This is a genomic window from Synechococcus sp. KORDI-49 (assembly GCF_000737575.1).
Lineage (GTDB): Bacteria > Cyanobacteriota > Cyanobacteriia > PCC-6307 > Cyanobiaceae > Parasynechococcus.
Genome location: NZ_CP006270.1, coordinates 880,571 through 903,748, shown reverse-complemented (window position 1 = coordinate 903,748; position 23,178 = coordinate 880,571). Strand labels below are relative to the sequence as shown.

Annotated in this window: 21 protein-coding genes; 7 read left to right on the top strand and 14 right to left on the bottom strand. The window is 64.2% G+C overall.

The annotated features are described in order from the left end of the window. Positions 1–53: 53 nt before the first annotated feature. The 3 genes from KR49_RS12985 to KR49_RS04865 are packed head-to-tail and all read left to right on the top strand — an operon-like array spanning position 54 to position 2,807. Entirely contained in the window at positions 54–758 is a 705-nt protein-coding gene (locus KR49_RS12985) for a hypothetical protein (protein ID WP_156957099.1), read from the top strand. Further along, complete coding sequence (locus KR49_RS04870; protein ID WP_043692304.1) at positions 752–1,573, top strand: ABC transporter permease; 822 nt, start codon at positions 752–754, stop codon at positions 1,571–1,573. The genes KR49_RS12985 and KR49_RS04870 overlap by 7 nt, the downstream gene beginning before the upstream one ends. Further along, entirely contained in the window at positions 1,566–2,807 is a 1,242-nt protein-coding gene (locus tag KR49_RS04865) for a sugar ABC transporter (protein ID WP_216725505.1), read from the top strand. The genes KR49_RS04870 and KR49_RS04865 overlap by 8 nt, the downstream gene beginning before the upstream one ends. On the opposite strand, the gene KR49_RS04860 is transcribed toward KR49_RS04865, so the two are convergent. Next, positions 2,787–5,699 carry a rhamnan synthesis F family protein gene (locus KR49_RS04860; RefSeq protein WP_043692301.1) on the bottom strand — a complete coding sequence of 971 codons (2,913 nt, stop codon included), beginning with the start codon at positions 5,697–5,699 and terminating at the stop codon, positions 2,787–2,789. The genes KR49_RS04865 and KR49_RS04860 overlap by 21 nt on opposite strands. A gap of 80 nt (positions 5,700–5,779) precedes the next feature. Between KR49_RS04860 and KR49_RS04855 the strand changes: the two genes are divergently transcribed. After that, positions 5,780–6,337 carry a hypothetical protein gene (locus KR49_RS04855; protein WP_043692297.1) on the top strand — a complete coding sequence of 186 codons (558 nt, stop codon included), beginning with the start codon at positions 5,780–5,782 and terminating at the stop codon, positions 6,335–6,337. Here the strand turns inward: KR49_RS04855 and KR49_RS04850 are convergent. Both KR49_RS04850 and KR49_RS04845 read right to left on the bottom strand, forming a co-directional pair. Further along, positions 6,316–8,397: a rhamnan synthesis F family protein gene (locus KR49_RS04850; protein WP_043692293.1), complete on the bottom strand. Its 2,082-nt coding sequence runs from the start codon at positions 8,395–8,397 to the stop codon at positions 6,316–6,318. The genes KR49_RS04855 and KR49_RS04850 overlap by 22 nt on opposite strands. Beyond that, complete coding sequence (locus KR49_RS04845) at positions 8,394–9,074, bottom strand: hypothetical protein (RefSeq protein ID WP_043692290.1); 681 nt, start codon at positions 9,072–9,074, stop codon at positions 8,394–8,396. Before KR49_RS04845 ends, KR49_RS04850 begins: the two co-directional genes overlap by 4 nt. Positions 9,075–9,127: 53 nt before the next feature. Here KR49_RS04845 and KR49_RS04840 point away from each other — a divergent pair, with 53 nt between their 5' ends. After that, positions 9,128–9,925, top strand: a complete 798-nt coding sequence (locus tag KR49_RS04840; protein WP_043692287.1) for a hypothetical protein — start codon at positions 9,128–9,130, stop codon at positions 9,923–9,925. After that, positions 9,922–11,205, top strand: coding sequence for a sulfotransferase family protein (locus KR49_RS04835; protein WP_043692284.1), 1,284 nt, complete (start codon positions 9,922–9,924; stop codon positions 11,203–11,205). The genes KR49_RS04840 and KR49_RS04835 overlap by 4 nt, the downstream gene beginning before the upstream one ends. Here KR49_RS04835 and KR49_RS04830 read toward each other — a convergent pair. From KR49_RS04830 to KR49_RS04790, 9 genes are all read right to left on the bottom strand, one after another. After that, complete coding sequence (locus KR49_RS04830) at positions 11,177–13,750, bottom strand: glycosyltransferase (protein WP_052378171.1); 2,574 nt, start codon at positions 13,748–13,750, stop codon at positions 11,177–11,179. The genes KR49_RS04835 and KR49_RS04830 overlap by 29 nt on opposite strands. After that, positions 13,750–14,868: a dTDP-glucose 4,6-dehydratase gene (rfbB, locus tag KR49_RS04825; protein ID WP_043692282.1), complete on the bottom strand. Its 1,119-nt coding sequence runs from the start codon at positions 14,866–14,868 to the stop codon at positions 13,750–13,752. Before rfbB ends, KR49_RS04830 begins: the two co-directional genes overlap by 1 nt. A gap of 5 nt (positions 14,869–14,873) precedes the next feature. Next, positions 14,874–15,752, bottom strand: coding sequence for a dTDP-4-dehydrorhamnose reductase (gene rfbD / locus KR49_RS04820; protein ID WP_043692279.1), 879 nt, complete (start codon positions 15,750–15,752; stop codon positions 14,874–14,876). Next, the gene (gene rfbC / locus KR49_RS04815; RefSeq protein ID WP_043692276.1) at positions 15,749–16,339 is read right to left on the bottom strand and encodes a dTDP-4-dehydrorhamnose 3,5-epimerase; all 591 of its coding nucleotides are present in this window, start codon (positions 16,337–16,339) and stop codon (positions 15,749–15,751) included. The genes rfbD and rfbC overlap by 4 nt, the downstream gene beginning before the upstream one ends. Beyond that, on the bottom strand, positions 16,329–17,273 hold the full coding sequence (rfbA, locus tag KR49_RS04810; protein ID WP_043692273.1) for a glucose-1-phosphate thymidylyltransferase RfbA: 945 nt from the start codon (positions 17,271–17,273) through the stop codon (positions 16,329–16,331). Before rfbA ends, rfbC begins: the two co-directional genes overlap by 11 nt. 47 nt (positions 17,274–17,320) lie before the next feature. Beyond that, positions 17,321–17,842, bottom strand: a complete 522-nt coding sequence (locus KR49_RS04805) for an isoprenylcysteine carboxylmethyltransferase family protein (protein WP_043692270.1) — start codon at positions 17,840–17,842, stop codon at positions 17,321–17,323. Next, positions 17,842–18,369, bottom strand: a complete 528-nt coding sequence (locus KR49_RS04800) for a L,D-transpeptidase (protein WP_043692267.1) — start codon at positions 18,367–18,369, stop codon at positions 17,842–17,844. Before KR49_RS04800 ends, KR49_RS04805 begins: the two co-directional genes overlap by 1 nt. A 100-nt stretch (positions 18,370–18,469) precedes the next feature. Next, positions 18,470–18,850: a hypothetical protein gene (locus KR49_RS04795; protein ID WP_043696825.1), complete on the bottom strand. Its 381-nt coding sequence runs from the start codon at positions 18,848–18,850 to the stop codon at positions 18,470–18,472. 20 nt (positions 18,851–18,870) lie between these two features. Then, positions 18,871–19,431, bottom strand: coding sequence for an acireductone dioxygenase (locus KR49_RS04790; RefSeq protein ID WP_043692264.1), 561 nt, complete (start codon positions 19,429–19,431; stop codon positions 18,871–18,873). 68 nt (positions 19,432–19,499) lie between these two features. Here KR49_RS04790 and cobI point away from each other — a divergent pair, with 68 nt between their 5' ends. Beyond that, the gene (gene cobI, locus KR49_RS04785; protein ID WP_043692261.1) at positions 19,500–20,210 is read left to right on the top strand and encodes a precorrin-2 C(20)-methyltransferase; all 711 of its coding nucleotides are present in this window, start codon (positions 19,500–19,502) and stop codon (positions 20,208–20,210) included. Here cobI and KR49_RS04780 read toward each other — a convergent pair. Next, positions 20,183–22,189 carry a glycosyltransferase gene (locus KR49_RS04780; protein WP_043692258.1) on the bottom strand — a complete coding sequence of 669 codons (2,007 nt, stop codon included), beginning with the start codon at positions 22,187–22,189 and terminating at the stop codon, positions 20,183–20,185. The genes cobI and KR49_RS04780 overlap by 28 nt on opposite strands. Further along, positions 22,186–23,178, bottom strand: a complete 993-nt coding sequence (gene dusB, locus KR49_RS04775) for a tRNA dihydrouridine synthase DusB (RefSeq protein WP_043692256.1) — start codon at positions 23,176–23,178, stop codon at positions 22,186–22,188. Before dusB ends, KR49_RS04780 begins: the two co-directional genes overlap by 4 nt.

Genomic DNA, 23,178 nt, shown 5'->3' with positions numbered 1-23,178 from the left:
TGACGCGCGCGTGCAGAGAGGAATCTCTGCCGAGGGGGCGTTCACGCTGCCTGTTGAAAGATGTCTCCTTTGCTTTGCGGGAGGGGCAGAAAGTTGCTGTGTTCAGCGACTTCAACAAAAGTGCTAATGCTCTGCTGGAGTGTGCTTCAGAGGTGGCACCGTTGCAGTCGGGGAAAGTGGAGATCCGGGCCAATGTGAGCTGGCCCCTGCCATCGCGTGGTGCCCTGGAAGGTGTGATGACAGGTCGTCAGAATGCGAAGTTCCTGCAGGCGGTGTATGGAACGCCCGGGGAAGAGTATGAGCAGATCGCCAGGATCGAGGAGTTGGCAGCCCTTGAGCCCGGTTGTTTTGATCAGCGAATGAAGAGCTGGGGGCCTCTGATGAGGGCGCGCTTCGATGTTGCAGTATCTCTAGTTTTTGACTTTGACGTTTACATCATTTCAAAGAGATTTCCCTGGAGTCAGCCGACGAGGCCTCAGCTTGAAACCCTGGTGAGGGAGGCCTTCGAGCGTCGGATTTCTGGTAAAACACTGCTTCTTTTTCACCAGGATGAAGAGTTTCTGGGCCGCTACTGTGATGAGGCGATTGTGATCAGCGATTGTCAGATTGCTTACAAAGGTTCCTTTTCTGATGCGCAGAAATGGTTCCATCTCAATATTACCAAGTCTCGTATTGAAGACGATTCCCAGGATCAGGAGATTGAAGATTCGTCGCCTGAGTTGATCGAAGAGTCTCCCGATGAGGTGCAGCTATGGTGAATCTATTAACAGCTTTTGGCCGCAGGGTTGCGCGCATCGTTAACGGATTGGCACTGCAGGTCCGGATCGTGCTGGCGTTGGCAGACCGTGATTTCTTCATGCGTGCGGAGAAGGGTTCCTTTGGCGTCTGGGGGGTGTTGTTTGAGCCTCTGGCCCTGATGTTGACATTGCTCGCACTCCGAATTCTGGTGCGGATGAAAACTGTGGACTTGATGAATCCACTCATCTGGTTGGCCTGTGGCGTCACCATGCTGTTTCTGTTCAAAAAAATTGCCATCAAGGCTCTCACTGGTGTTGCGAAAGGGCAAAAAATGTTCTTCTATCGCAGGATCCGACCGCTCGACACACTGTTGGCTTCGGCCTTGATCGAGGCTCGCCTCCATGCCTCCATTCTCGTTCTGATCTTTATTTCCGAGTCGTTCTGGTTCTGGCGCATTCAGCTGGATGACCCTGGTCTGGCTTTGATTGATTTCATTGTCACTGTGATGCTGGCGATCGGTATCGGTGTTAGTGCTCTTGTGATCGGACATCGGATACCGATTGTCAAGACATTGACGAAGTTCGGATTGAATAGGATTCTGCTTTGGACATCAGGAATCTTTTTCGCCACCTACACACTTCCAGGTCCAACTAGGCCTCTTGTGACTTGGAATCCACTGCTTCATTCTGTGGAAATTTTAAGACATTCAATCAACAATGCTTATCCGATTCCCGATATCAGTCTCGATTATCTGCTGACGTGTGCTTTCCTCAGTTGCGGTTTTGGTTTAATCTTCTACTTCTCTAACGAGGCCTTGCTGCTGTCCGATGACTGAACAGGACCGTCACCAGGGCCGCCTCACCCGCATCGGCAGAGCCCAATCCGCCTTGTCAGCGCCCTCTCTGAGCTGGGTCGGCGACAAGACGTCCGAGTTGTCAACGCTGGCCCTGCCACGGTTGAAGTCTGGCCTTGACAGGTCCTGGCGCACGCTTCTCAGCGGCAGTTTTCTGGCGTCTCTTTTCCTGGTTGGCTCGGCCATCTACTGCTTCGGGATCGGCCGCGATCGCTACACCTCTGTCTCTGAGTTTGTGATCAAGCAGCCGATGCCTCCCAGTGCATCCGGTTCCATCCTGCTTGGCGGCTCATCGATGAGTTCCAGTGTGTTGTCTTCCCTGGAAGATGGCCGGTATCTGCAGACCTATCTCAAATCCAGCGACGTCAAACAGAACGTCTTCCCGGACGCGGCCGTTTTCAAAGCCAAGTATGCCCCCGTTGCTCCTGATGATTGGACCGGTCTCCCTGCCGATGCCGTTGAGCAGGATCAACTGGCTTTCTTCCAGAGACAGCTGGAGGTCATTCCTCAGGAAATGTCCGGCGCGATCGTGCTCACCACGAATGCCTACACCCCCCAGGATGCGTTTGATCTGAATCAGTCCCTGCTGAATCAGGCGCAGTCGTTCGTCAATGAAGTCAATCAGTCCATCAGTGCTGATCAGAGGTTGTTCGCCGAGAAACAGGTTGCTTTCGCCAAGGACAGACTGAAGAAGGCTTCCGATCAACTGGAAGCCTTCCAGGACAAGTACGGACAGCTCAATCCTGAGGAAGAGCAGCAGGCCACGACATCCTTCATCAACAATCTGGAATCACGCCTGGTGGATCTGAAGGTTGAGGAAGCGAGCCTGCGCCGTCAGTATCGTGATCCCGATGCGCCGGAAGTGGCGTTTGTTGCAGACCAGGTCCGTGAACTGGAACGGCAGATCCAGGAAGAACGCGACAAGGCCGTTGGACCGGGCGGCCGGGATCTGAACAAGCTTGCCAATCAGGCATCGCGACTTCAGAGCGATGTTGAGTTTGCAAGAGACTCACTGAGCTCCGCCATGACTGCGGCAGACAACAGTCGGATGGAGAGTCAGCGTCAGCTCAAGTTCATTGTGATGCTGAGCAAGCCGCAGGTGGCAGCTGCCCCTGACGATTCGTGGCGTTGGAAGGCGTTTCTTTCCTGTATCGGCTCTGTGATTGTGATCTGGGGTGTCGGCGGCTTCATGCTTTCAGCCGTGAACCGCGACTGAGTCGGACTGCTTCAGCTGCTGCTGAATCTCTCTGGCCAGTTGGGGATTGTAGGAATGAACAAGATCCCACCATCCATCTGTATTCTGCTGAGTGGGATTCCCCTTCAGCAGACTCACCTTGATGAATGGAAATTCCTGATCGATGATCAGTGACTTCCAGTCGTAATGCAGCACATTACCGTTTGATTGATCGGTGTAGATCGCCTTTAAATTCAGCCCCTCTGTGAAGAGCTTGGCTGTGAGAGCAACCTCGCACTGTTTGATCAGATCTGCCTTTGATTCCCACACCTTCAGTTCATTCCAGAAGGCATGAAAGCTGGGATGGTCCAGTGCCGGTCGCCGGTAGGAGATGAAAGCGGATTGCAGATGTGGCTCATACATCAGATCATCCGTCAGTCCGACGGCATCGGCATCGGTTCGCGTCAGTTTCCGGAAGAGGCTGCGCAGTGGTCGTACCGGTCCCCAGAAGCTGTCATTGGTGAGAATCACCTCCTCCGAGGTTTCAACGGCATCACGGAAGATGTTGAGCCCAGTCCGCCAGCTTCCGAAGTCGTAACCCACATTGCGGCGAATCACGATGCCGACACAGTGCCGCCGCAAGCGCCGGAGCAGACCCGTCTGATCGCACAGGGCCGGAGTGGCGGCGATCAGGATCACATCGCAGAACCGGCTGTACTCCCGGATCAGATCGATCAGATCCGGGCGCATCCCACCCCTGGCATCGAACTGCGCCATGAACAGCAGAGGTCGTCGACCCGGTTGGAAACCACGCCGCCAGATGCTCAGGGCCTCATCCCCGACGGCTTGACCGGGTGGGTCGGCTTTCGAAACGATCGTGTGGCGGCTGCTGTGCGGTGCCAGATGGGGGCTGGTGAGCGGGTCGCCGTGCCGGAACAGGTCAGCATGGCGGCTGCGCAGGCGACCCTGGTCGATCTGGTGCTGGCGGAGTGCGTTGCTCAGCAGCCGGGCGTCGTGATCCACGATTCTTGGAAGAATCGCGGTGCACTCCGGCGTCACCACAGTGATCCGTTGCTGCTTCCCCAGCCGCAGGCACAGGTCAATGTCGAAGTAACGATCCCGGTAGACCGGATCGAATCCGTTCAGCTGATCGAAGGCCTCAGCCTGGACGCAGAGACAGGCTGAGGAGACCCCGCTCACCTGCTCCTGCACCGAGAGCGGCGTCACTCGTTCGAGCACGGCCCGCTGACTGATCCCATCACCGGCGGAGCGCAAAGCCCGGCGCTCACCGCGCGTGAGGATGAACCCCTGGTGGTGCACGCTGCCATCAGGCTGCAGCACCCGTGGTCCGACGCAGGCGGTGGTCTTGAAATCGAGGGGCGCCATCAGAGCCCCCAGCGCGTTCGGTGTCTCGAACTGCAGTGGGGTCTCCAGAAACAGCAGCACCCTTGCTTCGCTGCCCTGTCGGGCGAGGTTGAAGCGCTCCGGTGTGGTGGCGGCTGGAGGACAGCGCACCCAAACGATCGGTTCATCTGCCTCAGCCAGGTCTGGGATGGTTCCGTCGGTCACAACGCGGATCTCCCGTGGCTGGAGCTGCTGCCGTTGCAGCGACGCCAGGCAGTCCTGCAGGGCAGGACCATCGTCTTGGTTCACCAGCACGATCACCGACAGCTCGCGGGCATCGCGTCGCTGACCGACGAGACGATGGCAGCCGGGCCGAGTGGGTTGATCTTCCAGGACCGCCCCCCCGCTGAGGAGATCACGGGAGCGCTCCCGGGTGATGCGCCCGATGCGGCGCCGCTGCTCTGCGTTGAACAGCTGTCGTTCCATGGGCGAGGCCGCGGCGAGCACCGTCGGGTTGCGCTGTGGATCACGCACGAGCAGCTGATGCGGGCAGTGGCCTGCCCGGGCCTGCCGGGCCAGCAGTTGCAGGCTCAGGTCCACCAGCAGCTCATGCAGGCAGCTGACGTGGTCTGGAATCCTGAGGTTCCGCAGCGCTGCGGCTCGCAGGCTGATCAGGCCGGCGATGTCACCGCGACTGATCAGCCGCCAGGTGGTTGGTGCCGACCGGCACTGGGGATTGCCGATGGCGGTGGGCTCATCGCTGCACCAGTGGATCGCTTCATCGCTGCTGCAGACGTCCAGTTCCTCTGTTTCCAGCGTCCGAGCCAGCAGGCTCAGGGCCTGCCGGTTCAGTCGGTCACTGGAGTGGCAGATGCTCAGCCAGGTGTCGGCATGCACCCTGGCGCACAGCTCCCGGAGACCTGCCAGATCGTGACTGGCCAGGGATCGCACGTTGGGCCATCCGGCATGACCGGCCAGCCGCTGGGCCTCCTGTTCACTGGCATCCAGCACCAGCAGCCAGGGGGAATGGCGCGGGCAGCGGGCCGCTGGCCGCTCATCCCTGTTGGGATGCTCAATGTTGTACAGATCCAGGCAGTGCGAGAGCGGCTCAGATCGTCGGAAGCATTCACGACCCTGCACGGCCAGGTGCTCCAGGGCGCTGATGCCTCCGAATCGGCAGATCCGCCGATGGGGTTGGCGCAGTTCCGCGGCGTAGGCGTCGATCGCCACGGCCGGGACGTCCGGGAGCAGAGGCACCTCCCCGCGAAGGATGCGGTTCAGCAGCCCACTGCCCAGAAGCTCGTTCATGTCCCGGAGATCCGGGTGCAGTGCCAGCAGGGCCGGGCCATCAAACACGTCGGGATCGGGGATCCACTCCTCCGGAGCCAGGAGCAGGTTCAGGGGCAGCAGTTTCGGATGCAGGAAACGGGCCTCGATGTGCTGATGACGGTCGGCCAGAGCGACCACCAGCTCATCGGCACTCAGCCGAAACCGTCGGTGTCGGCGCAGAACCTTCATCAGCGGCGCCTCGTCCCCGGTGCGGAGGCTGTGCTCGAGTGCCTGTTTCAGAGCAGTGGAGCGGATCTCCATACCGGGCCTGCCCGCGTGGCCACAGATTACGGGGGGGGACTGCTGCAGCCCTTAGGCTCAGATGTCGAGCTTTTGCCTTGATGCTGCTGGCCTGGCTCACGTCGACCCTGCAGAAGGGAGGCCCGCTGCGATCCTGGCGAGGCCAGGGCCGATTGCGGAAGCTGTGCCGCGACGCGGGTCACACCCCTGAAGTGCTCGGGGCAGGCATGGATCTTCCGCTCGATCAGGCCTGTGCCCGGGAGATGCAGCTCTGCCGCCAGAAGGGGCAGCACAATCTGGTGATCAGCCTCGGCGAGACGGCCGTGGCCATGGGCCTGGACCATCCCAGGATCCAGAACAATCTCAGCCGTTCCCGAAAGCTGCTGAGGCGCGAAGCCCGTCTGGCCAAGATTCAGCGACTGCTGCAGGGAAAGCGCTCTTCCCGTGACCGGGCGGAAGCACTCCTGGTGGAGGGTCTGCTGGATGACCCAGGGACGTCGACCTACCGCGTTCTGTTGGAGAAGCGTGTCCGCGACCGCTTCCGGCGTGCCAAGGGAGATCCGTTCAAACTTGAACTGCTGGATGCGCGCGTCGGCCACGAGATCAATCGCCGGCAGCTCGAGTTGCTCGAGCTGCGTCAGAGCTCTTCTGAAGGCTGATCTGGTGTGATCGCGTGATGGCGCTGAGGCAAGTAAGACAGAACCCGCTCGTAGGCGTGGGCCAGTGATCCGTCAGGGCAATGCCCCTGACGGAACCGCTCGACCGGCGGCAACGGGCAGCGTTCCAGTTCCTGCAGAAGAACGGCACCCCTGACCCAGAACATCGTGCCGCGCACGAAGGGTCGCTGCGGATCAGCCGGCAGGTCGTATTGCCTCAGCAGGTCGTTGACCAGCTGGTCGTTGGCGGCGATGCGGCGGTCCTGGCTGCTGCGCAGCATCAGAAAGGAGGCCGGGGCCAGCAGGGTGAGCTCCTGATCGGAGACGAATCGCTGCTGGATCCGGCGCACATTGCAGCGGTTGCCCAGCAGGCCCTCGAGCAGGCCGCGCCGCCAGCGTTGTCCCTTGCGTGAGCCGGAGTTCTGCAGCGATTTCTTCATGTGGATCTTGAGGATGAGATCCGGAGTGGGCTGGCTGGAACGCTGCAGGGCGGTGATGGCTGAAAAGAAGGGGGCGATGTCCATGCCCCGGTTCTCCACCGCAAGGCAGTGAACCGTCCGAAAATGCGGGCTGAACATCTTCTGCAGAGAGCGCATCAGCTGCGGATCGCTTTTCTGACGCGGCACCGTCAGGTAGAGGTCGCAGCGGGGGCCTGCAACGGCCTGCAGATGGCGGGCCAGTTCAAAGCCGAGATCGGTGTAATACAGATGGGCGATCACGGCGACCGAGGGTGCCTCTGATGGCGGAGAGACCGCTGGGGATAGGGCGCCGTTCATCCGCTCAAGAAAGGACTGCAGACCAAGCTCCCGGCTGATGGCCAGGCGATCTCCCGCCGAAGGAGCAGGACTGTCGCGCAGTTGATCGAGGCCCTGACGGGCCGCCTCCAGGCTGTGGCTCTCGTAGATGTGCACGGCGCTGCGCCCTTCCAGCACGTCCACCAGCCCGGTGCTGCGGGGTAGCAGCAGCTTGCAGCCGTGCAGGTAGGCCTCGATGGCCGCCAGCGGAAAGGTGTCCTCAAGCGAGGAGAGAAAGAAGATGTCGGTCTGAAGCAGGCGGCGCTGCAACTCCCCGGCGCTGAGATGCCCGAGGAAGCACACCGACTCGCTGAGAGGTTCTCCGGGGTCGCGGGCCTGGCCGGCCCAGCTGAAGCTGTAGCCGCAGGCCTGGAGGGATTCGGCGCAGTGGTTGAAGAACGCGATCCCCTTGCGCTCCTGAATCGTTCCGCTCATCAGGACGCTGCCGTGAACCCGCTGCGGCGGGGGCTTCCCGTCGTCACCCCCGGCGCTCAGCGTCGGGTTGTGAACTACGGATGCACTGAGTCCCCGGCCATAGGGAGCGAAGTCCTGCCTCTGGCGCTCACAGCACAGCAGCAGGTGCATGTGGGGAAGGATCGTCCGCAGTCGCCGCTTCTGGATCTCGGGCAGTCGATCCAGAATCCAACGTGTTTCGTGCAGGTATCCGAGCACCGGTCCGCGCCGGGCCCGCCGGGCAACGGCTGCTGCCAGCTGATCGACATTGCAGATCTGCTGCAGGCCGTTGACGATCACCAGGTCGTTGTCCGACAGCAGGGCATCGATCACCTCCGCGCTGGCATCGTCCTGCAGCTGCACGGATCGCAGCCGGGGACCGCCGTGATGGTGCAGAAAATTGAGATAGTGGGACAGCGGCCTGAGCACGCCGGTGCTGAGGCTGAAATTGTTGGCGAGCACCAGGACCGAATCAAGCTCCGTCGGCACCCGCAGGGCGGGATCTCCTCCCCAGCTGCTGCGCAGGATCCGCTCCAGTTCGGCGTTCAGATACCAGTCGTGGTCGGCGCCGAGCCGTTGAAATTCGATTCCGTTGGCGTCCGGTCGGTGCGATCTCGGTTTTCGGTTGCTGTGGTGTCGGGGCAGCAGCTGCAGGCCGTTGTGCTCCAGCCGCTCCCGTTCCAGGGCGATCAGTTCCCCGAAACCGTCGTCTCGCCAGTGCCGCCGCTCAATTTCGTCGAGGAGATGCTTGGCGCTGTGGAAGTCACGCTGGTGCAGCTCGCTCCAATAACTCTTCAGCAGCGGTGTCGCTCTCATCCGCCAGCGGACAGTTGCACGGCGCGGGCGTTCAGAGCGTTCTGCTCTTCCAGCAGCTGCTGCTGTTCACGGCAGAGCAGTAGATAGTGCTCCAGGTCCTGCTCGAGCCGCTGCATCCGATCCAGAGGATTGTCCCAGCCGGCACTGGTGCGAACCCCGCTGCACCAGTGCCGCAGCAGTTCATCAGGATCGAATGGCATCCCCAGCCGCTCCAGCAGCCGGGTGTCCGCTTCGCTGTGGAACAGCTGGGCCTGCAGCTCGATCTCCCGGTAGGTGATCTCCAGATCCGGGTGGCTGCGCAGCAGATTCAGCAGCACCAGATCGTTCAACGGTGAATGGCGTGGAATCTCGGCCAGCGTTCGCGGTGCCGGCCCGCCCTGCAGCCACTGCACCAGCGGCTCGTCATCGAGTCCTGCGAGTCTCCAGTCCGCGACGAGAGGGCCGCGGTGCTGCAACCGGAGCAGCTGTTCAAAGTTCTCCTGAAGTGCGGCAACGCGAAGCGGCGGCCCCTCGGTTCCACACCAGTGATCGAGAACCGCCGACGGGGTGCTGTATACGAGCAGCAACCCACGGTCATCCGTTTCGGTCTGCTCTCCAGGGAGCCGGCGCAGGTTGCAGCGGTTGAGCCGATCCCGGACCTCAGGGGCCAGGACGAAGGGGGAGAACCAGCTGTCCAACGGGTTTCAGCGTTGGTGAGAAAGATTAGGTTGGCTTCGCGAATGCCGATTCCATGGACCCAGAACGGCGTTTCCATGTGCTGATCGGTGCCCCGCTGCTGGTGGATCATCTGCCGGAGGGCCCGTGTTGCGTCATTGATGCGGATCAGGACCAGCTCGATCGTCTGGAGCAGGATCTGGCGGTGCGGCCCCACGCCCATGGCTGTGAATTGCACTGCGCCGTGCTGGCCAGGCAGATGGATGCACCGATCGACTGGTACCGCTTCAACGACAGGCGCTGGGATGGAACCCTGCCGCTCAGGACCTGTCGCAAAGGCCGCCCCAATCTCCAGCTGCGGGATCGCAGCATCCGCGTGGGGATTGAACTGTCGGCACTGCTCGATGGCCTCTCGATCGGGGTGGATGCCATGCAGTTTCTGACGGTGATCGTCGGCCAGGGAGATCCGTTGGCGGTGGTTGAGGCTGGCGGTGACTGGCTGGAGCGGATCGAAGAGCTGCAACTGGTGGCACCTGATGCGGAGGCCAGCTGGGCCCAGCTGCTGGAGGCGCGCTTGCAGCCGCTGGGTTTCAAGCGGTCGCGGGATGGAGCGTTGGTGTGGAAGCGCACCACCGGGGCGATGCAGAGGCTCTGCATTCGACAGCTGAAGCTTCAGCGCAGTGCTTTGGCTGAGGAGAGGGATGAGCTCAAGCGATATCTGCAGGAGGCGCATGACGCGACGGAGGAGCTTGAACGCCGGCATCAGGAGGAGATGCTCCATCTGAAGCTGCAGCTTGAGGGGATGGTGCAGGCCTCGGCGGCACGCATCGATCTGATCAGGGATCTGCTGGCGCCGCGGCTCGAGGAGCCATGACAGCCTCCGACGCCTTTGGCCAGGTCCTGGGATGTCTGGTGTCGGCTCGATGGCGGGATCTGAGGATCAACGCCTTAGTCGGTCATCCGCTCTGCGAGGGCATCACGGAGACCCAGCGCCCCGTATTGCAGGCTCTTCAGGCGATGCGGCTGCCTGCAGCGCAGGACATCCCCTGCGTTGCAGCCGAGTGCCGTGATCAGGCTGATGACATCCGGCTGGGCCTGCTGATGGCCGCCGAGCAACTTCACGTGGCCTGTCGATTGCTGCTGGTGGATCAGGAGATGGAGGCGCGAGCGCGGCTGGAGGACTGGCTCCAGTCCCTGCTAAGCCTCGGCCGCAGGGCTGGACTGAAGCTCTCCGTGCAGGAGTGCGATCACCTCAGGGGGCAGCTGGTGCGACTGCCGGCGCTGCTCGACAGTCAGCTGGCGCTGCAGCGGGCCGTGGACTTCGGTGGATTGTCCAGCCGCATCGTGCTGGTGCTGGGCATGCACCGCAGCGGGACCTCGGCCCTCACCGGCATGCTGGCCAGCTCAGGTCTGGATGTTCCGGGTGATCTGATGGATCGTCCGGATGATGTGATCAACCGCAAGGGCTACTGGGAGTCGGAGGGTCTGATGCAGCTGAATGATCAGTTGTTCTCCTCCCTCGGGCGGCACTGGTCCTCTGCGGATCAGCTTCCATCGGGTTGGGCTGATTGCGAAGCGGCTTCGGTGTGGAGGCGCAGCCTGATCAGCCAGTGGCAGCAGAGTTGCCGAGGGCTCTCGCATCCAGTGATCAAGGATCCCAGGCTGTGCGTGCTGGCCGAGGGCCTGCGACCGCTGCTTCAGTCGGATGCTGTGCGCTTCACGGTGTTTCTGCCGATCCGACACCCGCTGGAAGCGGCGCGGTCCCTTCAGGCTGCCCAGGGCACCGATCTGCTGCGGGGCCTGCAGCTCTGGATCGCCCATGTGCTGGAAGCGGAGCGCTGGAGCCGGGACCTGCCGCGCCAGATCATCGCCTTCGAGGATCTGCTCCAGCAGCCGGAAGCGGTGCTGGTGCAGTGCCTTCATTGCCTTGGCCAGGAGACGGTGCAGGAGCAGGACCAGGCCTCATCCTTCATCGATCCGGCCCTGCGACGGCAGACCGCCCGCCATCGAGAGGAAGCGTTGGATGCCGAGGAACGCGTCTGGCTGGAGTCAGCGCTGCGGATTCAACGCCGGCTGTTGCAGCCGGAGGCGGATGATCCGCTGCTGCAACGGGATCTGGATGGGCTCAGGCCAGCGGGTGGACGCCCTGGGTAAAGCTGTTGCTGCTGGTGAAGCGTTGATCATTGCCGCGGGGGGCGTAGGGCAGGAAACGGTCCACCTGCTGATCGAATGGAAGCCCGAGGGTCTCGAACATCTCTTTGAACCGGCTCACCAGCGCCTCCGGACCGAAATGCTTTTGGATGAAACGCCTGCCGTCCTCGGCAAGGGCCCGACGCTCCTGTTCCGGACGTTGTCGGAGCGCCAGCACCTGAGCAGCCAGAGCATCGGCCGTGTCCGCCACCAGCAGCGCAGAGCAGGACCGGGTGGCATCAGTGATGCCTTCAGCTCCGATCGTGGTGGTCACCATCGGCAGACCATGGGCCAGGGCGCTGAGCACCTTGCCCTTCACGCCGGCCCCTTCCTGCAACGGGGCGATGCCGATGTCCACGCTCTGCATCAGGGCTGAGAGATCCTCGACGTAGCCCAGCACATCGATGCCATCTCCGGCCATCAGGAAGTCGGGTGGATTGCGGCCCACGATCAGCAGCTGCATATCGGGGGCCACCGCCCGCACGCGGGGCCAGATCGCTTCCGTCAGCCACTGAGCGGCGGTGACATTCGGGCTGTGGGCGAAATTGCCCACGAACAGAACCCTGCGGCCCGATGTCCCGAGAGGGGATGTGGCCGGTGCGGTGACCACCGGTGGCAGCACAACAGCCGCATGCGGATGCAGCCCCTGTGAGATCCGATTCTCCTCTTCGCTGATGTGCAGGACGAGGTCGGCGCGGCGGAAGATCTCCGCTTCCTGATCGCGCAGGCGGTCTGCCCGCTGCAGCAGCCGACGGCGCTCCTTTCTGTCGGTGATGTTCCCTGCCGTTCGCTGGGTGCGCAGGTGGTGGAGGTCGTGGGTGAAGTAGACGACGGGAGTCTTCGGTGCCAGGCGGCGGAGGCTGTTCAGATGCGGAAAATTGCCCGGCCTTGCCAGCAGGATCAGGTCGAAGCGTTCCGCTCGGCTCTCGAAGATGTCGTCCACCGAGGTGATCTGGGGCTGGCAGAGAACCTGAATGCCACGGGCTCCCATCAGGGCGGCCTTGTCCTGCTGATGCGCCAGGTTGTCGGTGGGGACGTAGGTGATCGTGTAGCCCAGTTCCCGCAAAGCCAGGCAGTAATTGAGCATGAACAGGGATCCGGCATCGCCTTCCGGATCCAGAAGCTGGTTCTCGATCACCAGAATCCGTCCCAGCGCTCCCCGGTGTTTCGCCCGTTCGAGGCACTCACCCGTGGGCTGATGCTGCTGAAGCCGAGACTGCCACTTCTCCAGGAAGCTCACTTGGTTGGTGACCTGATAGGCCTTCACGCCACTGGTGAGATCGGTGCCGCAGGAGATGCCTTCATGGTGGATCGCCTGGGAGGAGGGTTGGTAGATCACCTTCAGGCCGCGATCCCGCAGCGTCAGCGCCAGGTCCGTGTCTTCGTAGTAGGCCGGGATGAAGCGTTGATCAAAGCCCCCGGCCGCATCCCAATGGCGACGCGGCACCATGATCGATGCCCCGGAGACGTAGTCGACGCTGCGGGCGTAGTTGTAATCAGGATGTGCCGGATTCTTGAGACGTCCGAAGTTCCAGGCGGAACCGTCCTGCCAGACGATGCCCCCGGCCTCCTGGAGGCGTCCGTCGGGATAGATCAGTTTTGATCCCACCAGCCCCACATCGATGTCCTGCTCGATGGTGTCCACCAGGCCCGTCAACCAGCCTGGAAGCACTTCGATGTCGTTGTTGAGCAGAACGATGAGGCTGTCGTTCCGACTGCGGCTGACGGCTTGGTTGCAGCTTTCCAGGAAGCCAAGATTGCAGCTGTTGACCCGGAAATCCAGGCAGCCCTGATCCGCCAGCCATTGGAGAACGGCCTGGCCGTGCTGCTGGGGATGGGCGTCGTCCACCACCATCAGCCGCACATCCAGCCGCCCCTTGATGACACGTCGATGAATGAGCAGATCCCTCAGGACCGAGGCGATGCAGCGCAGGGTGTAGAGCGGCTGGCCATAGGTGGGAATGATGATGTCGACGGGCTGGCCGCCGCTGCCGATCACCCCCAGAGAGCGGGCCGAGGCGTGCAGCTGCCGGCAGCTGTGTCGCAGAGCGGACAGGTCCATCTCAAGCCCCGCGCCACGGCGGCAGCGCAGTTCGAACTCGGCATCCGGATGCCGCAGGTGGTGGAGGTAGATCCCGTGCAGGTTGGCGGTGAGCTTCTCTGTGCTGAGTTGGCTGGACAGTCGCAGCTGTCCGCAGCTGCGTGCTCCCTTGACCCTGGAACTGCGAGTGAACAGCCAATGACTCAGATCCAGAAGCGTCAGGGCCGCGCTGCGATCGCGTCGCACGGCTGCGACGGGAGAGGGTGTCTCCTGGCCTGGCTCCGATGCCAGCAGAGAGACCTGCAGCGTTTCGGGATCTCCCGGCAGGGTGATCCAGCGCTCTCCGACGGCAGGGAACAGGATCGCTCCGTCCAGCCCGGCGTCCGCGCCTCCTTGAATGCAAAGGGGCTGATAGGCCGCCAGGGTGCTTTGCGCCTGCAGCTGGATCTGGAAATAGCGGTCGGCCATCAGCGTTTCAGGGTGCCCAGACGGCTGCCGTCGTAGCGGGCGCGATCCCGGACGCTGACGCACCATGGCTGATGCTCGAGGTACCAGGTCACGGTGGCCTGGAGCCCCTGCTCGAGGTTGTGACGCGGCTGCCAGCCCAGTTCGCTGCTGATGCGCCCGGGGTCGATGGCATAGCGACGGTCATGGCCGGGCCGGTCCGTGACCCGGCGGATCAGGGCGCTGTGGGGAGCGGCCGCGGGTGTGTGCTGATCCAGCTGATGGCAGATCGCTTCGACGATCTGGCGGTTGGTGCGTTCCCCGTGGCCGCCGACGCAATAGCTGCGTCCGACAGCGCCGCGGCAGGCGGCCAGCAGCAGAGCATCGACATGGTCCTCCACGTACAGCCAGTCCCTCACATTGAGGCCGTCGCCGTAGAGCGGGATGCTCTCAGCGTTGGCCGCCTTGAGAATGACAACGGGGATCAGTTTTTCGGGGAACTGCCAGGGTCCGTAGTTGTTGCTGCAGTTGGTCAGCACCACCGGCAGCCCGAAGGTGTGATGCCAGGCCTGAACGAGGTGATCGCTGGCGGCCTTGCTGGCGGAATAGGGACTGCGCGGGTCGTAAGGGGTGGTTTCCGAGAAGCGGCCCTCGGCTCCGAGGCTGCCGAACACCTCGTCGGTGCTGATGTGGTGAAGCCGGAAGCACTCCTTGCGCTCTCCGCTCAATCCCTCGTAATGCGCACGGACGGCCTGCAGCAGGTTGTAGGTGCCCGTGACGTTGCTTTCCATGAACACCCCGGGGCCGGAGATGGAGCGATCCACGTGGCTCTCCGCCGCCAGGTGCAGCACCAGGTCGGGGTCCGCCTGCTGCACGGCTTGCTGCACGGCGTCGGCATCGGCGAGCTCAACATGCAGCAGCTGATGGCGACCGGCCGCCGCCGCTCCCTGCTGCTTGAGCACCGCCTCGATCCCGGTGAGATCGCTGGCATAACCCATCTTGTCGAGGTTGAACACCAGCGCGTCGCTCTCCAGCAGCAGCCGCCGCACCACGGCCCCGCCGATGAATCCGCCGCCACCGGTCACCAGAACCCGGCGGCGCCCCTCCAGCAATTCAGCGGCAGTTGGCATCGAGACGGACATGAGGGTCAGGAGGGAGGGATGGCGCTCAGGACGGCGCGAAGGGCTTGTCGCCAGTGTTCGCCGTCCAGCTCGAGCTGCTCGCGGGTGCTTCTGCAGTCGAGAAGCGAGTAGGCGGGGCGTTGGGCCGGCGTCGGGTAATCCTCCGTGCAGATCGGCCTGACGTTGGCCGGCGTCTCGATCAGCCCTTGTTCAGCAGCCAGTTCCCCGACGGCGACTGAGACGTCGTACCAGCTGGCCGCACCGGCATCGCACCAATGCAGCACAGCGGGCTGTTCCGCCCTGATGCTGATCACCCGCCAGCAGGCAGCGGCCAGGTTGAGGGTGCTGCTGGGACAGCCCACCTGATCGGCCACCACCCCCAGCTGATCGCGTTCGCGATGCAGGCGCAGCATGGTGAGGGCGAAATTGCGGCCCACCGGACCCATCACCCAGCTGGTGCGCAGCACCGTGGCCTGTCCGTTGTCACCGAGCACGGCTTCGATCGCTTCCTCGCCGCGGGCCTTGCTGGCGCCATAGACCCCCAGCGGGTCACGCGGCTGCTCCACTCGGTAGGGGCTGCCCTGGCGGCCGTTGAACACGAAGTCGGTGCTCAGTTGCAGCAGCCGGCCCCCGTCCTGACGGATCGCTTCGGCGAAGGCGCGGGGAGCCCCTCCATTCACGGCATGCGCCAGGTCCGGCTCCTCCTCGGCCCTGTCCACGGCGGTGTAAGCGCCGGCATTCAGCACCCAGTCGGGACGATGGCGTTCCACCGCCGCCTTGCAGGCTTCCGGCTTGCTCAGATCAAGCTCGTCCCGGCTGGTGGCGATCAGCTCCAGGTCCGGTGGGCAGCTGGCGCGCAGGGCCTGACCCAGCTGACCGGCGGCTCCGGTGAGCAGCACTTTCATTGGAACAGGGCTCCGTTCTCCAGGTTCTGTTGGAGGCCAGGGGCTTCGGCGTCCTTCTCCGACAGGCTCACGCTGACGCCCTCGAGGCGTTCGAGCGGCCAGGAGATGGCCAGATCCGGGTCGTCCCAGCGGATCGCTTGTTCACAGTCGCGGTTCCAGAAGCCGCGGGCCTTGTACTGAACTTCGGCCTGCTCGCTCAGGGTGAGGAAGCCATGGGCGAAACCCTCCGGTACCCAGAGCTGACACCTGTTCTCCGCGCTCAGCTCAGCCCCCACCCACTGGCCAAACGTTGGCGATCCCCGGCGGATGTCCACGGCGACATCAAAGATCGCACCGGCACTCGCCCGCACCAGCTTGGCCTGGGGCTCCGGTGGAAGTTGGTAGTGCAGTCCCCTCAGTACCCCGCGCTGGGAGCGGGAGTGGTTGTCCTGGGAGAAGACGACGGCGTCACCGACGGCTTCATCGAAGCGGCGCTGGTTCCAGCTTTCAAAGAACCAGCCGCGTTCGTCTCCGAACACCCTGGGGGTGATCAGCAGCGGACCGTCCAGCCGCTGACCCTGCTGACTGGAGAGCTGTTCAACCTGCATGGGTGGGCACCTCAAGGCTGGTCTGCAGCGCAGCATGGTCGCTGACGCTTTCGGAGAGCAGCTGCAGCAGATAAGTGCCGTAGCCGCTTTTCTTCAGAGGTTGAGCCAGCGTCTCCAGCTGACCGTCTCCGATCCAGCCCTGCCGCCAGGCCACCTCCTCGGGACACCCCACCTTCAGACCCTGCCGGTGTTCGAGGGTGCGGATGTAGCCGCCGGCGTCATTGAGGGAATCGCAGGTGCCGGTGTCCAGCCAGGCCATGCCGCGCCCCATCAGCTCCACCCGCAGCAGGCCCTCTTCGAGATACATCCGGTTGAGATCGGTGATCTCCAGTTCTCCACGGGCGGAAGGCTTCACCTGCCGTGCCCGTTCAACCACTGAGGCGTCATAGAAATACAGGCCGGTGACCGCATAGCGACTCTTGGGCTGCTTGGGCTTCTCTTCCAGGCTGAGAACCTTGCCGCTGGCATCGAACTCAGCCACCCCGTACCGCTCAGGGTCACTCACCGGATAGGCGAACACCGTCGCCCCCTCCGGGGCTTGATTGCTTCCAATCAGCTGCGGCACCAGGTCGTGGCCGTGGAAGAGGTTGTCGCCGAGCACCAGGGAGGCCGGACGGCCGTCCAGGAACTCAGCACCGATCAGAAACGCCTGGGCCAGGCCGTCGGGGCTGGGCTGGATCGCGTAGTGGATCTCCATTCCCCAGCGGCTGCCATCCCCGAGTAACCGCTCGAAGGACGGCTGGTCGTGGGGGGTGGTGATGATCAACACCTCCCGGATGCCCGCCAGCATCAGCGTGCTGAGCGGGTAGTAGATCATCGGTTTGTCGTAGACGGGCAGCAGTTGCTTGCTCACCGCCTGGGTGATCGGATGCAGGCGGGTGCCGCTGCCGCCCGCGAGGATGATTCCCTTGCGATGGCTGGGATTGATCGCCATCCGGCCCGCGACAGGTCGGGTTATTTCAGCATGGGGCTTCCCGTGAATCAGCGGCGCCAGTCGAGGCCGGGCAGCCGTGGAACGATGGCGGGCGTGCTCGCCATGTAAGAGAGGTAATCCGGATGGCGCTCAGCCAGTCCCTGTTCCTCGCGTCGCGCCTTGCCACGGAGCACCGCCGCCAGAGCCAGCAGCAGGCTCAGGTGCAGCAGGCTGCCGGTGGCGATCACGACCCCCAGGGATGCCATCAGTACCGCCTGATACAGGGGGTGTCGGCAGTGGCTGTAGGCCCCGTTCCGGATCAGTTGGTTGTCATCACGGGGTGCGGGAAGGGGGGAGAGGCTGGCTCCCAGCGACAGCAGCGAGCGGGCGGCGAGCAACAGAGCGGTCAGCAGGATCAGCACACCTGTCAGCCGAAGCAGCGGGGGCCAGGCTGTCAGTCCCCAGAACGCGAGCGGTGGGGCGGCAGGCAGCAGATGGGCCGTGATCAGCAGCAGCTGAGCCAGCAGCCACCACTCTCCCCGGCGGTTGTCCAGCCAGCCTCCCCAGCTCAGCCCCCAGCCCGATGGCATCACTCGTTCACCACAAGGGCGGTCACCTGATGGTGCCGGATCAGCTCCGCCAGCTGCAGCATGTCGGCTCGATGCACCAGTCCGACGCAGCCGAGGGTGCCGCTGTTGGCGTTGCGATTGGCACTGGGATCGAGGTGGATGCCGAGGTGGCCACGTCCTGTTGGAAAGAGCGGTTCGATGCCGATCCAGATCGGCCCCAGTTCTGCGGGGTCGCCGGGGCCAAGCGGTTCGATCGGCCCAAGGCTGTAACGGCCGACGGGCAGCGGGGCCCTGGTTCCGGTGCGGTGGCGGTCAGCGGTCTGCCGATGGGCACGGCCGGTGACGGCGTCGAAGCGCTGGATCTGTTCGCCTGCGGCGATCAGCCGCAGATCCCAGATCGGATCCTTCGTGCGCGAGAGCTGTCGCGATGTCCGTTCAAGAACCAGCAGGGAGTCCGTGGAAGGCAGGGCAGCCAGTTCCGTGGCGCAGACCGGCACAGCGGTGGCGCTGCAGAGCAGGCAGCTGGCAAGCAGACGGGCCGGCGTCATCGACGGAACAGGGCTGAGCGGCACCCTATGGAGCGGTTTTTCCCTTCAGGAGAAAAAGAGTCGGTTGCTCAGGCGTCTCCCACTGGACACAGGCCGGGATTCAGAGTTCCTCTCGGACGAGTTTGTCTGCAGCTGCTGCATCCAGCCCTGTGAGCTGGCAGGCCTCGTCCAGTTGGTTCTCGAGCATGGCGGCAGCCTTGCGGACCTGGGGGTTGGCCAGCACGGCGGGGCTGATGCCCAGCTCCTGCAGGGCGATGGCCATCGCCTGATCCGCTTGACGACGCTGCAGCCGTCCTCGCGCCACCTGGCATTCGCCATGGGCCAGGGTGGCTGTGGCAAATGCCCGGATGCTGCGCGCCAGTTCGAGGCGGGCCACCCGGCGGCTGGTCGCCGGGTCAGGTGCCTGCTCCTGGCTCCATGTCGGTCCGATGGTCACCAGCAGGGCGACCATCAAGAGGCGGGTTCTCCAGGAGCCGGGCATCGGTTGCATCGGTCGCTGCGTCAGTCAAGCCCGGGAAAGCGTGCAGCGATGGGGTCACCGGTGTAGTGGGGAACCCAGCCCTCGTTGTCGCGGAAGAAGCGCAGCACGCAGAAGGCGGGCCGGGGCCCCATGTCGAACCAGTGACGAGTGCCGGCGGGGATGCTGATCAGATCGCCGTGCTCGCAGAGCGTGAGCAGCACCTCCTGGTCGATGTGGAAGCAGAACAGCCCCTGCCCCTCCACGAAGAAGCGCACCTCATCGTTGTGGTGGCAGTGTTCCGCCAGAAACTGCTTCCGTCGCTCCTCCCGCTCGGGATGCTCCGGTGTGATCCGCATCGTGTCGACGATGCGGCAGCCGCTTTCCCGCTGCAGACGGGTGATGGCAGTGCCGTAAGCCGCCAGGATCTCCGCGTCGCCAGCTCCCGGCGACAGATGCAAAGGTTTCGGCCACTGGTCGAAGCGGATGCCGCGTCGGTCCAGTTCCGATCGGATGATCGCCGGGTCGTTGCTGACCAGCAGCGGAAGCGGTGAAAGGGGCCGGGCTGCATCGGAGCGCTCTGGAAAGATGCTGAGACGACTCATCGTCTGGTTTCCGGGCGACAGAACCGCTGCCCATCCTCAACCAGTCACCCGCGGGTGGACTCACCCTTGTGGGGGTTGGCCCCGGGGATCCCGACCTGCTCACCCTCGCTGCCGTGGGGGCGATTGAAGCGGCTGACCTGATCGCCTGCCCGGTGGCTCGCAGCGGAGCGGAGAGCATGGCGGCTGCGATCGCCGCACGATGGATCCGGCCGCATCAGCGGATCGTTCCCCTGCTGTTCCCGATGGTGGATGCGGCGGAGCCGCGGCGTCTTGCCTGGCACCAAGCCGCGGACACCCTCGCGGCGGAGGTGGCCACCGGTCAGCGCGTCGTGCTGCTCTGTGAGGGGGATGCCTCCTTGTTCGCCACGGGCAGCTATGTGCTGCTGGCTCTGCAGCAACGGCATCCAGATTGCCCATGCCGTGTGATCCCCGGCATCACGGCCGTCTCTGCAGCGGCGGCGGCGGCGAACTGGCCCCTGGCGCTTCAGCAGGATCAGCTCCTGATGAGGCCATGCCCGGAGCGGGAGGATCAGCTGTCGGAGGCTCTGGACCATGCGGCTGGGCAGGCCAGGGTGCTGGCTCTGCTCAAACTGGGTCGACGCTGGCTCTGGGTGCGGCAGGTGCTGGAGCGCCGGCAGCTGCTGGAGTCGTCTCTGTTCGCCGAACGGGTCGGCTGGCCGGATCAGACCCTGCGGCCAGCCCAGGATGTACCGGGCGGTGTACGCCCCTATTTCTCCCTGCTGCTGATCCGTCAGAGTTGGCCGGAGGTGCTTCCCTGAGCGGCGAGCGGAACCAGGCTGCGGCGGAAGGCTGCGGGTGCCGGCGTGCCGAACAGAACCCGTTTGAGCAGGGCCAGCAGCGCTCGCCATTCCTGAGGTGCCAGCCGATCACGCCAGCAGCCGGAGCGGCCGTACAGCCATTGCATCAGGGCATGCTGCTGCCGCGCTGTGGTCTTGCCCCAGGCGACCGCCCGGGCCAGGGGGCGTTCCGCTGAGATCTCGATCGGCAGCGGCGGCACGGCCGTGCTCCAGCGGAGTGCGCTGCTGCTCACCAGGGTTGGAACGTGGTTTCGGAAGTGGAGTTCGGCGCCGGTTTCGCTGATGGCCTTGATCCGGCACGGATGCCGGTGTCCGCCGGCATCGAGCACCTCGCCCTCCATGTCCACCGCCAGCCAGGGGGCTGGGTCCCGCATCGGTGGATCCCAGCAGGCCCGCAGAGCCGTGAGTGTGCCCAGCAGATTCAGAACAGCCCAGGCCAGGCCGGCGAAACGTCCGTCATCCCCCCAGGCCTCGCCGTTGCCGAGTTGCTGCAGCAGCCCTGCCAGGTTGGCGGCGTTGAGGGCCGTGAGCACCAGCAGAGGCAGGGCCAGGACCCAGCTCCAGCCCCCCTGGCCGCGGCTCTGGTGCTTGGGGGTGACGCGGAATCCGAGGCGGCGCCCGAGAGCAGTGCTGATCAGGGTGGAGGTCAGGGGAACGGTGAGCACCCAGCCGGTGAGCTCGCTCAGCAGGGCGGCTCGGCTCCCTCTGTTGAGCCAGCCGATGCTGAGAAGCACCGTGGCCCACATCGGCAGCACCAGCTCGAGGATGGCCCTGCCGGTGAGATGGATCGGCAGGATGTTGAGCAGGCCGTAGCTGAGCGGCATCAGCATCAACACCAGCCTGGGCAGGTTGTTGATCCAATGGATCACACCTTCGAGGTAGGCGAGGCGCTGGCCCAGGCTGAGGCCGCCGGTCCGGATCGGTCCGCTCGACAGGCGGAGGCTCTGCAGGGTGCCGGCGGCCCACCGCTGGCGCTGACGTACGAAGTCGGCCATGGTCTCCGCCGCCAGGCCGGCGCTCAGCTTCTCCTGCAGGTAAACCAGTCGCCACCCCTGTTGACGCAGGGCGATGCCGGTGACGAAATCCTCCGAGAGGGCCTGTTCCACGAAGCCTCCCACCTGATCGAGGGCTGCGCGACGCACCACGAAGGATGTGCCGGCGCAGACCACAGCCCCCCAGCCGTCCCGCACCGGTTCGATCCAGCGGTAGAAGCTCTCCTCATCCGGCAGCAGCCAGGGTTCCATGCCCAGATTGCGCATCACCGGATCGGCGTTGAGGAAGCTCTGGGGTGTCTGGACCAGGGCCACCTCCGGGTCCTGCAGAAATCCGATGCAGCGCTCCAGAAAGACCGTCTGTGGAATGAAATCGGCGTCGAAGACCGCCACCAGTTCGGCCTCGATGCGGCGCAGTCCGTCGTTGAGGTTGCCCGCTTTGGCATTGGAGCGCTGCGGCCGGTGGCGGTAGCGGCATCCCAGCTTCCGTGCCAGTTGCCGCACGTCGTCACGGCCGCTGTCATCCAGTAGCCAGACGGTGCAATGGGGATACGACTGGGCCAGGCAGCCCTGCAGGGTGCGTTCGAGAACGTTGAGGGGTTCGCCGTAACTGGGAACGAGAATTGCGACCTTCGGTTGCCAGCGGTCGGCTTTCCAGCGACGTGTCAGATCCGCCACCTGGGTTCGTCGATCCGGGAAGGCTCTCCAGGCCAGCCAAAGGGGCAGGAGCCCGGTGACCAGCAACCAGCCCTCGGCCACCAGCATCAGCAGACTCAGGGCGGTGGAGAGCCCCGAGTCGAGGTTGAGGCTGTCCGTGCAGCGCCAGTGCAGGTAGCGCAGCGTCAGCAGGCTGATCAGCAGAATCAGGCTGCGGCGGGCCCAGAGCGGAGAGTCCGCTTCCGGACGACGGGTCAGCCAGAGGGGCCAGAGCAGCAGCAGCAGGCTCACCCCAGGCTCAGACGTTGGGCGTCGAGCAAAGCTAGGGCGTCTGCAGGGGTGGGTGCGCGCATCAGCGCATGGCGCAGCCGGGGAGCGCCGGCGAAGCCGGTGCAGGTCCAGCCCATGTGCTTCCTGGCAATCAGCAGGCCATGGTCACCGCGAGCCTCCACGAGGGCGATCAGCTGTTCCCTGGCCAGTTCCAGCCGCTCGAGCGGCTCCGGCGTCGCCGGCACCGGCCGCCCCGCCAGGGCGGCATCGATCTGACCGACCAGCCACGGGGCTCCCATCGTGCCGCGTCCCACCATCACCCCTTCGGCGCCGGTCAGCGCCAGGCAGCGCAAGGCCTCTTCTGGGGTGTTGATGTCCCCGTTGGCGATCACTGGGATGGTCAGTGCCTGCCTGACCTCGCCGATGGCCTGCCAGTCCGCCTTCCCCTTGAAGCCCTGCTCGCGGGTGCGTCCATGCAGGGTGAGCAACTGAGCGCCGGCGTCCTGGAGCTGGCGGCACCAGGTGACGGGATCGGCGTCGCTGCCGCACCAGCCCAGTCGTGTCTTGACGGTGACGGGCAGGCGAACGGCCCGGACCACCGCATCGATGATCCGCGCCGCCAGATCCGGGTCCCGGATCAGTCCGGAACCTCCTCCTTTTCGGGCGATTTTGCGGACCGGACATCCCATGTTGATGTCGATCAGAAAGGCGCCCGCGTCCTCGGCGCGGCGGGCGGCATCGGCCATCGCCTCAGGACGGTGATCGAACAGCTGCACTCCGATCGGGCCGTTCTCCTCCGACAGCTCCTCGACCTTGCCGCGGCCATGGCCCAGTTCCAGGCTGGTGGCATTGACCATCTCCGTGAACAGCAGCGCCTCCGGTGCCCAGCGCCGCACCAGGCCTCGGAAGATGCGATCGCTCACTCCCGCCAGGGGGGACTGCAGCACGCGGCAGGTCAGCTCGCGCGGCGTGCCACGACCGGGAAGCTGAAGCGGGGAGGACGCCACCAT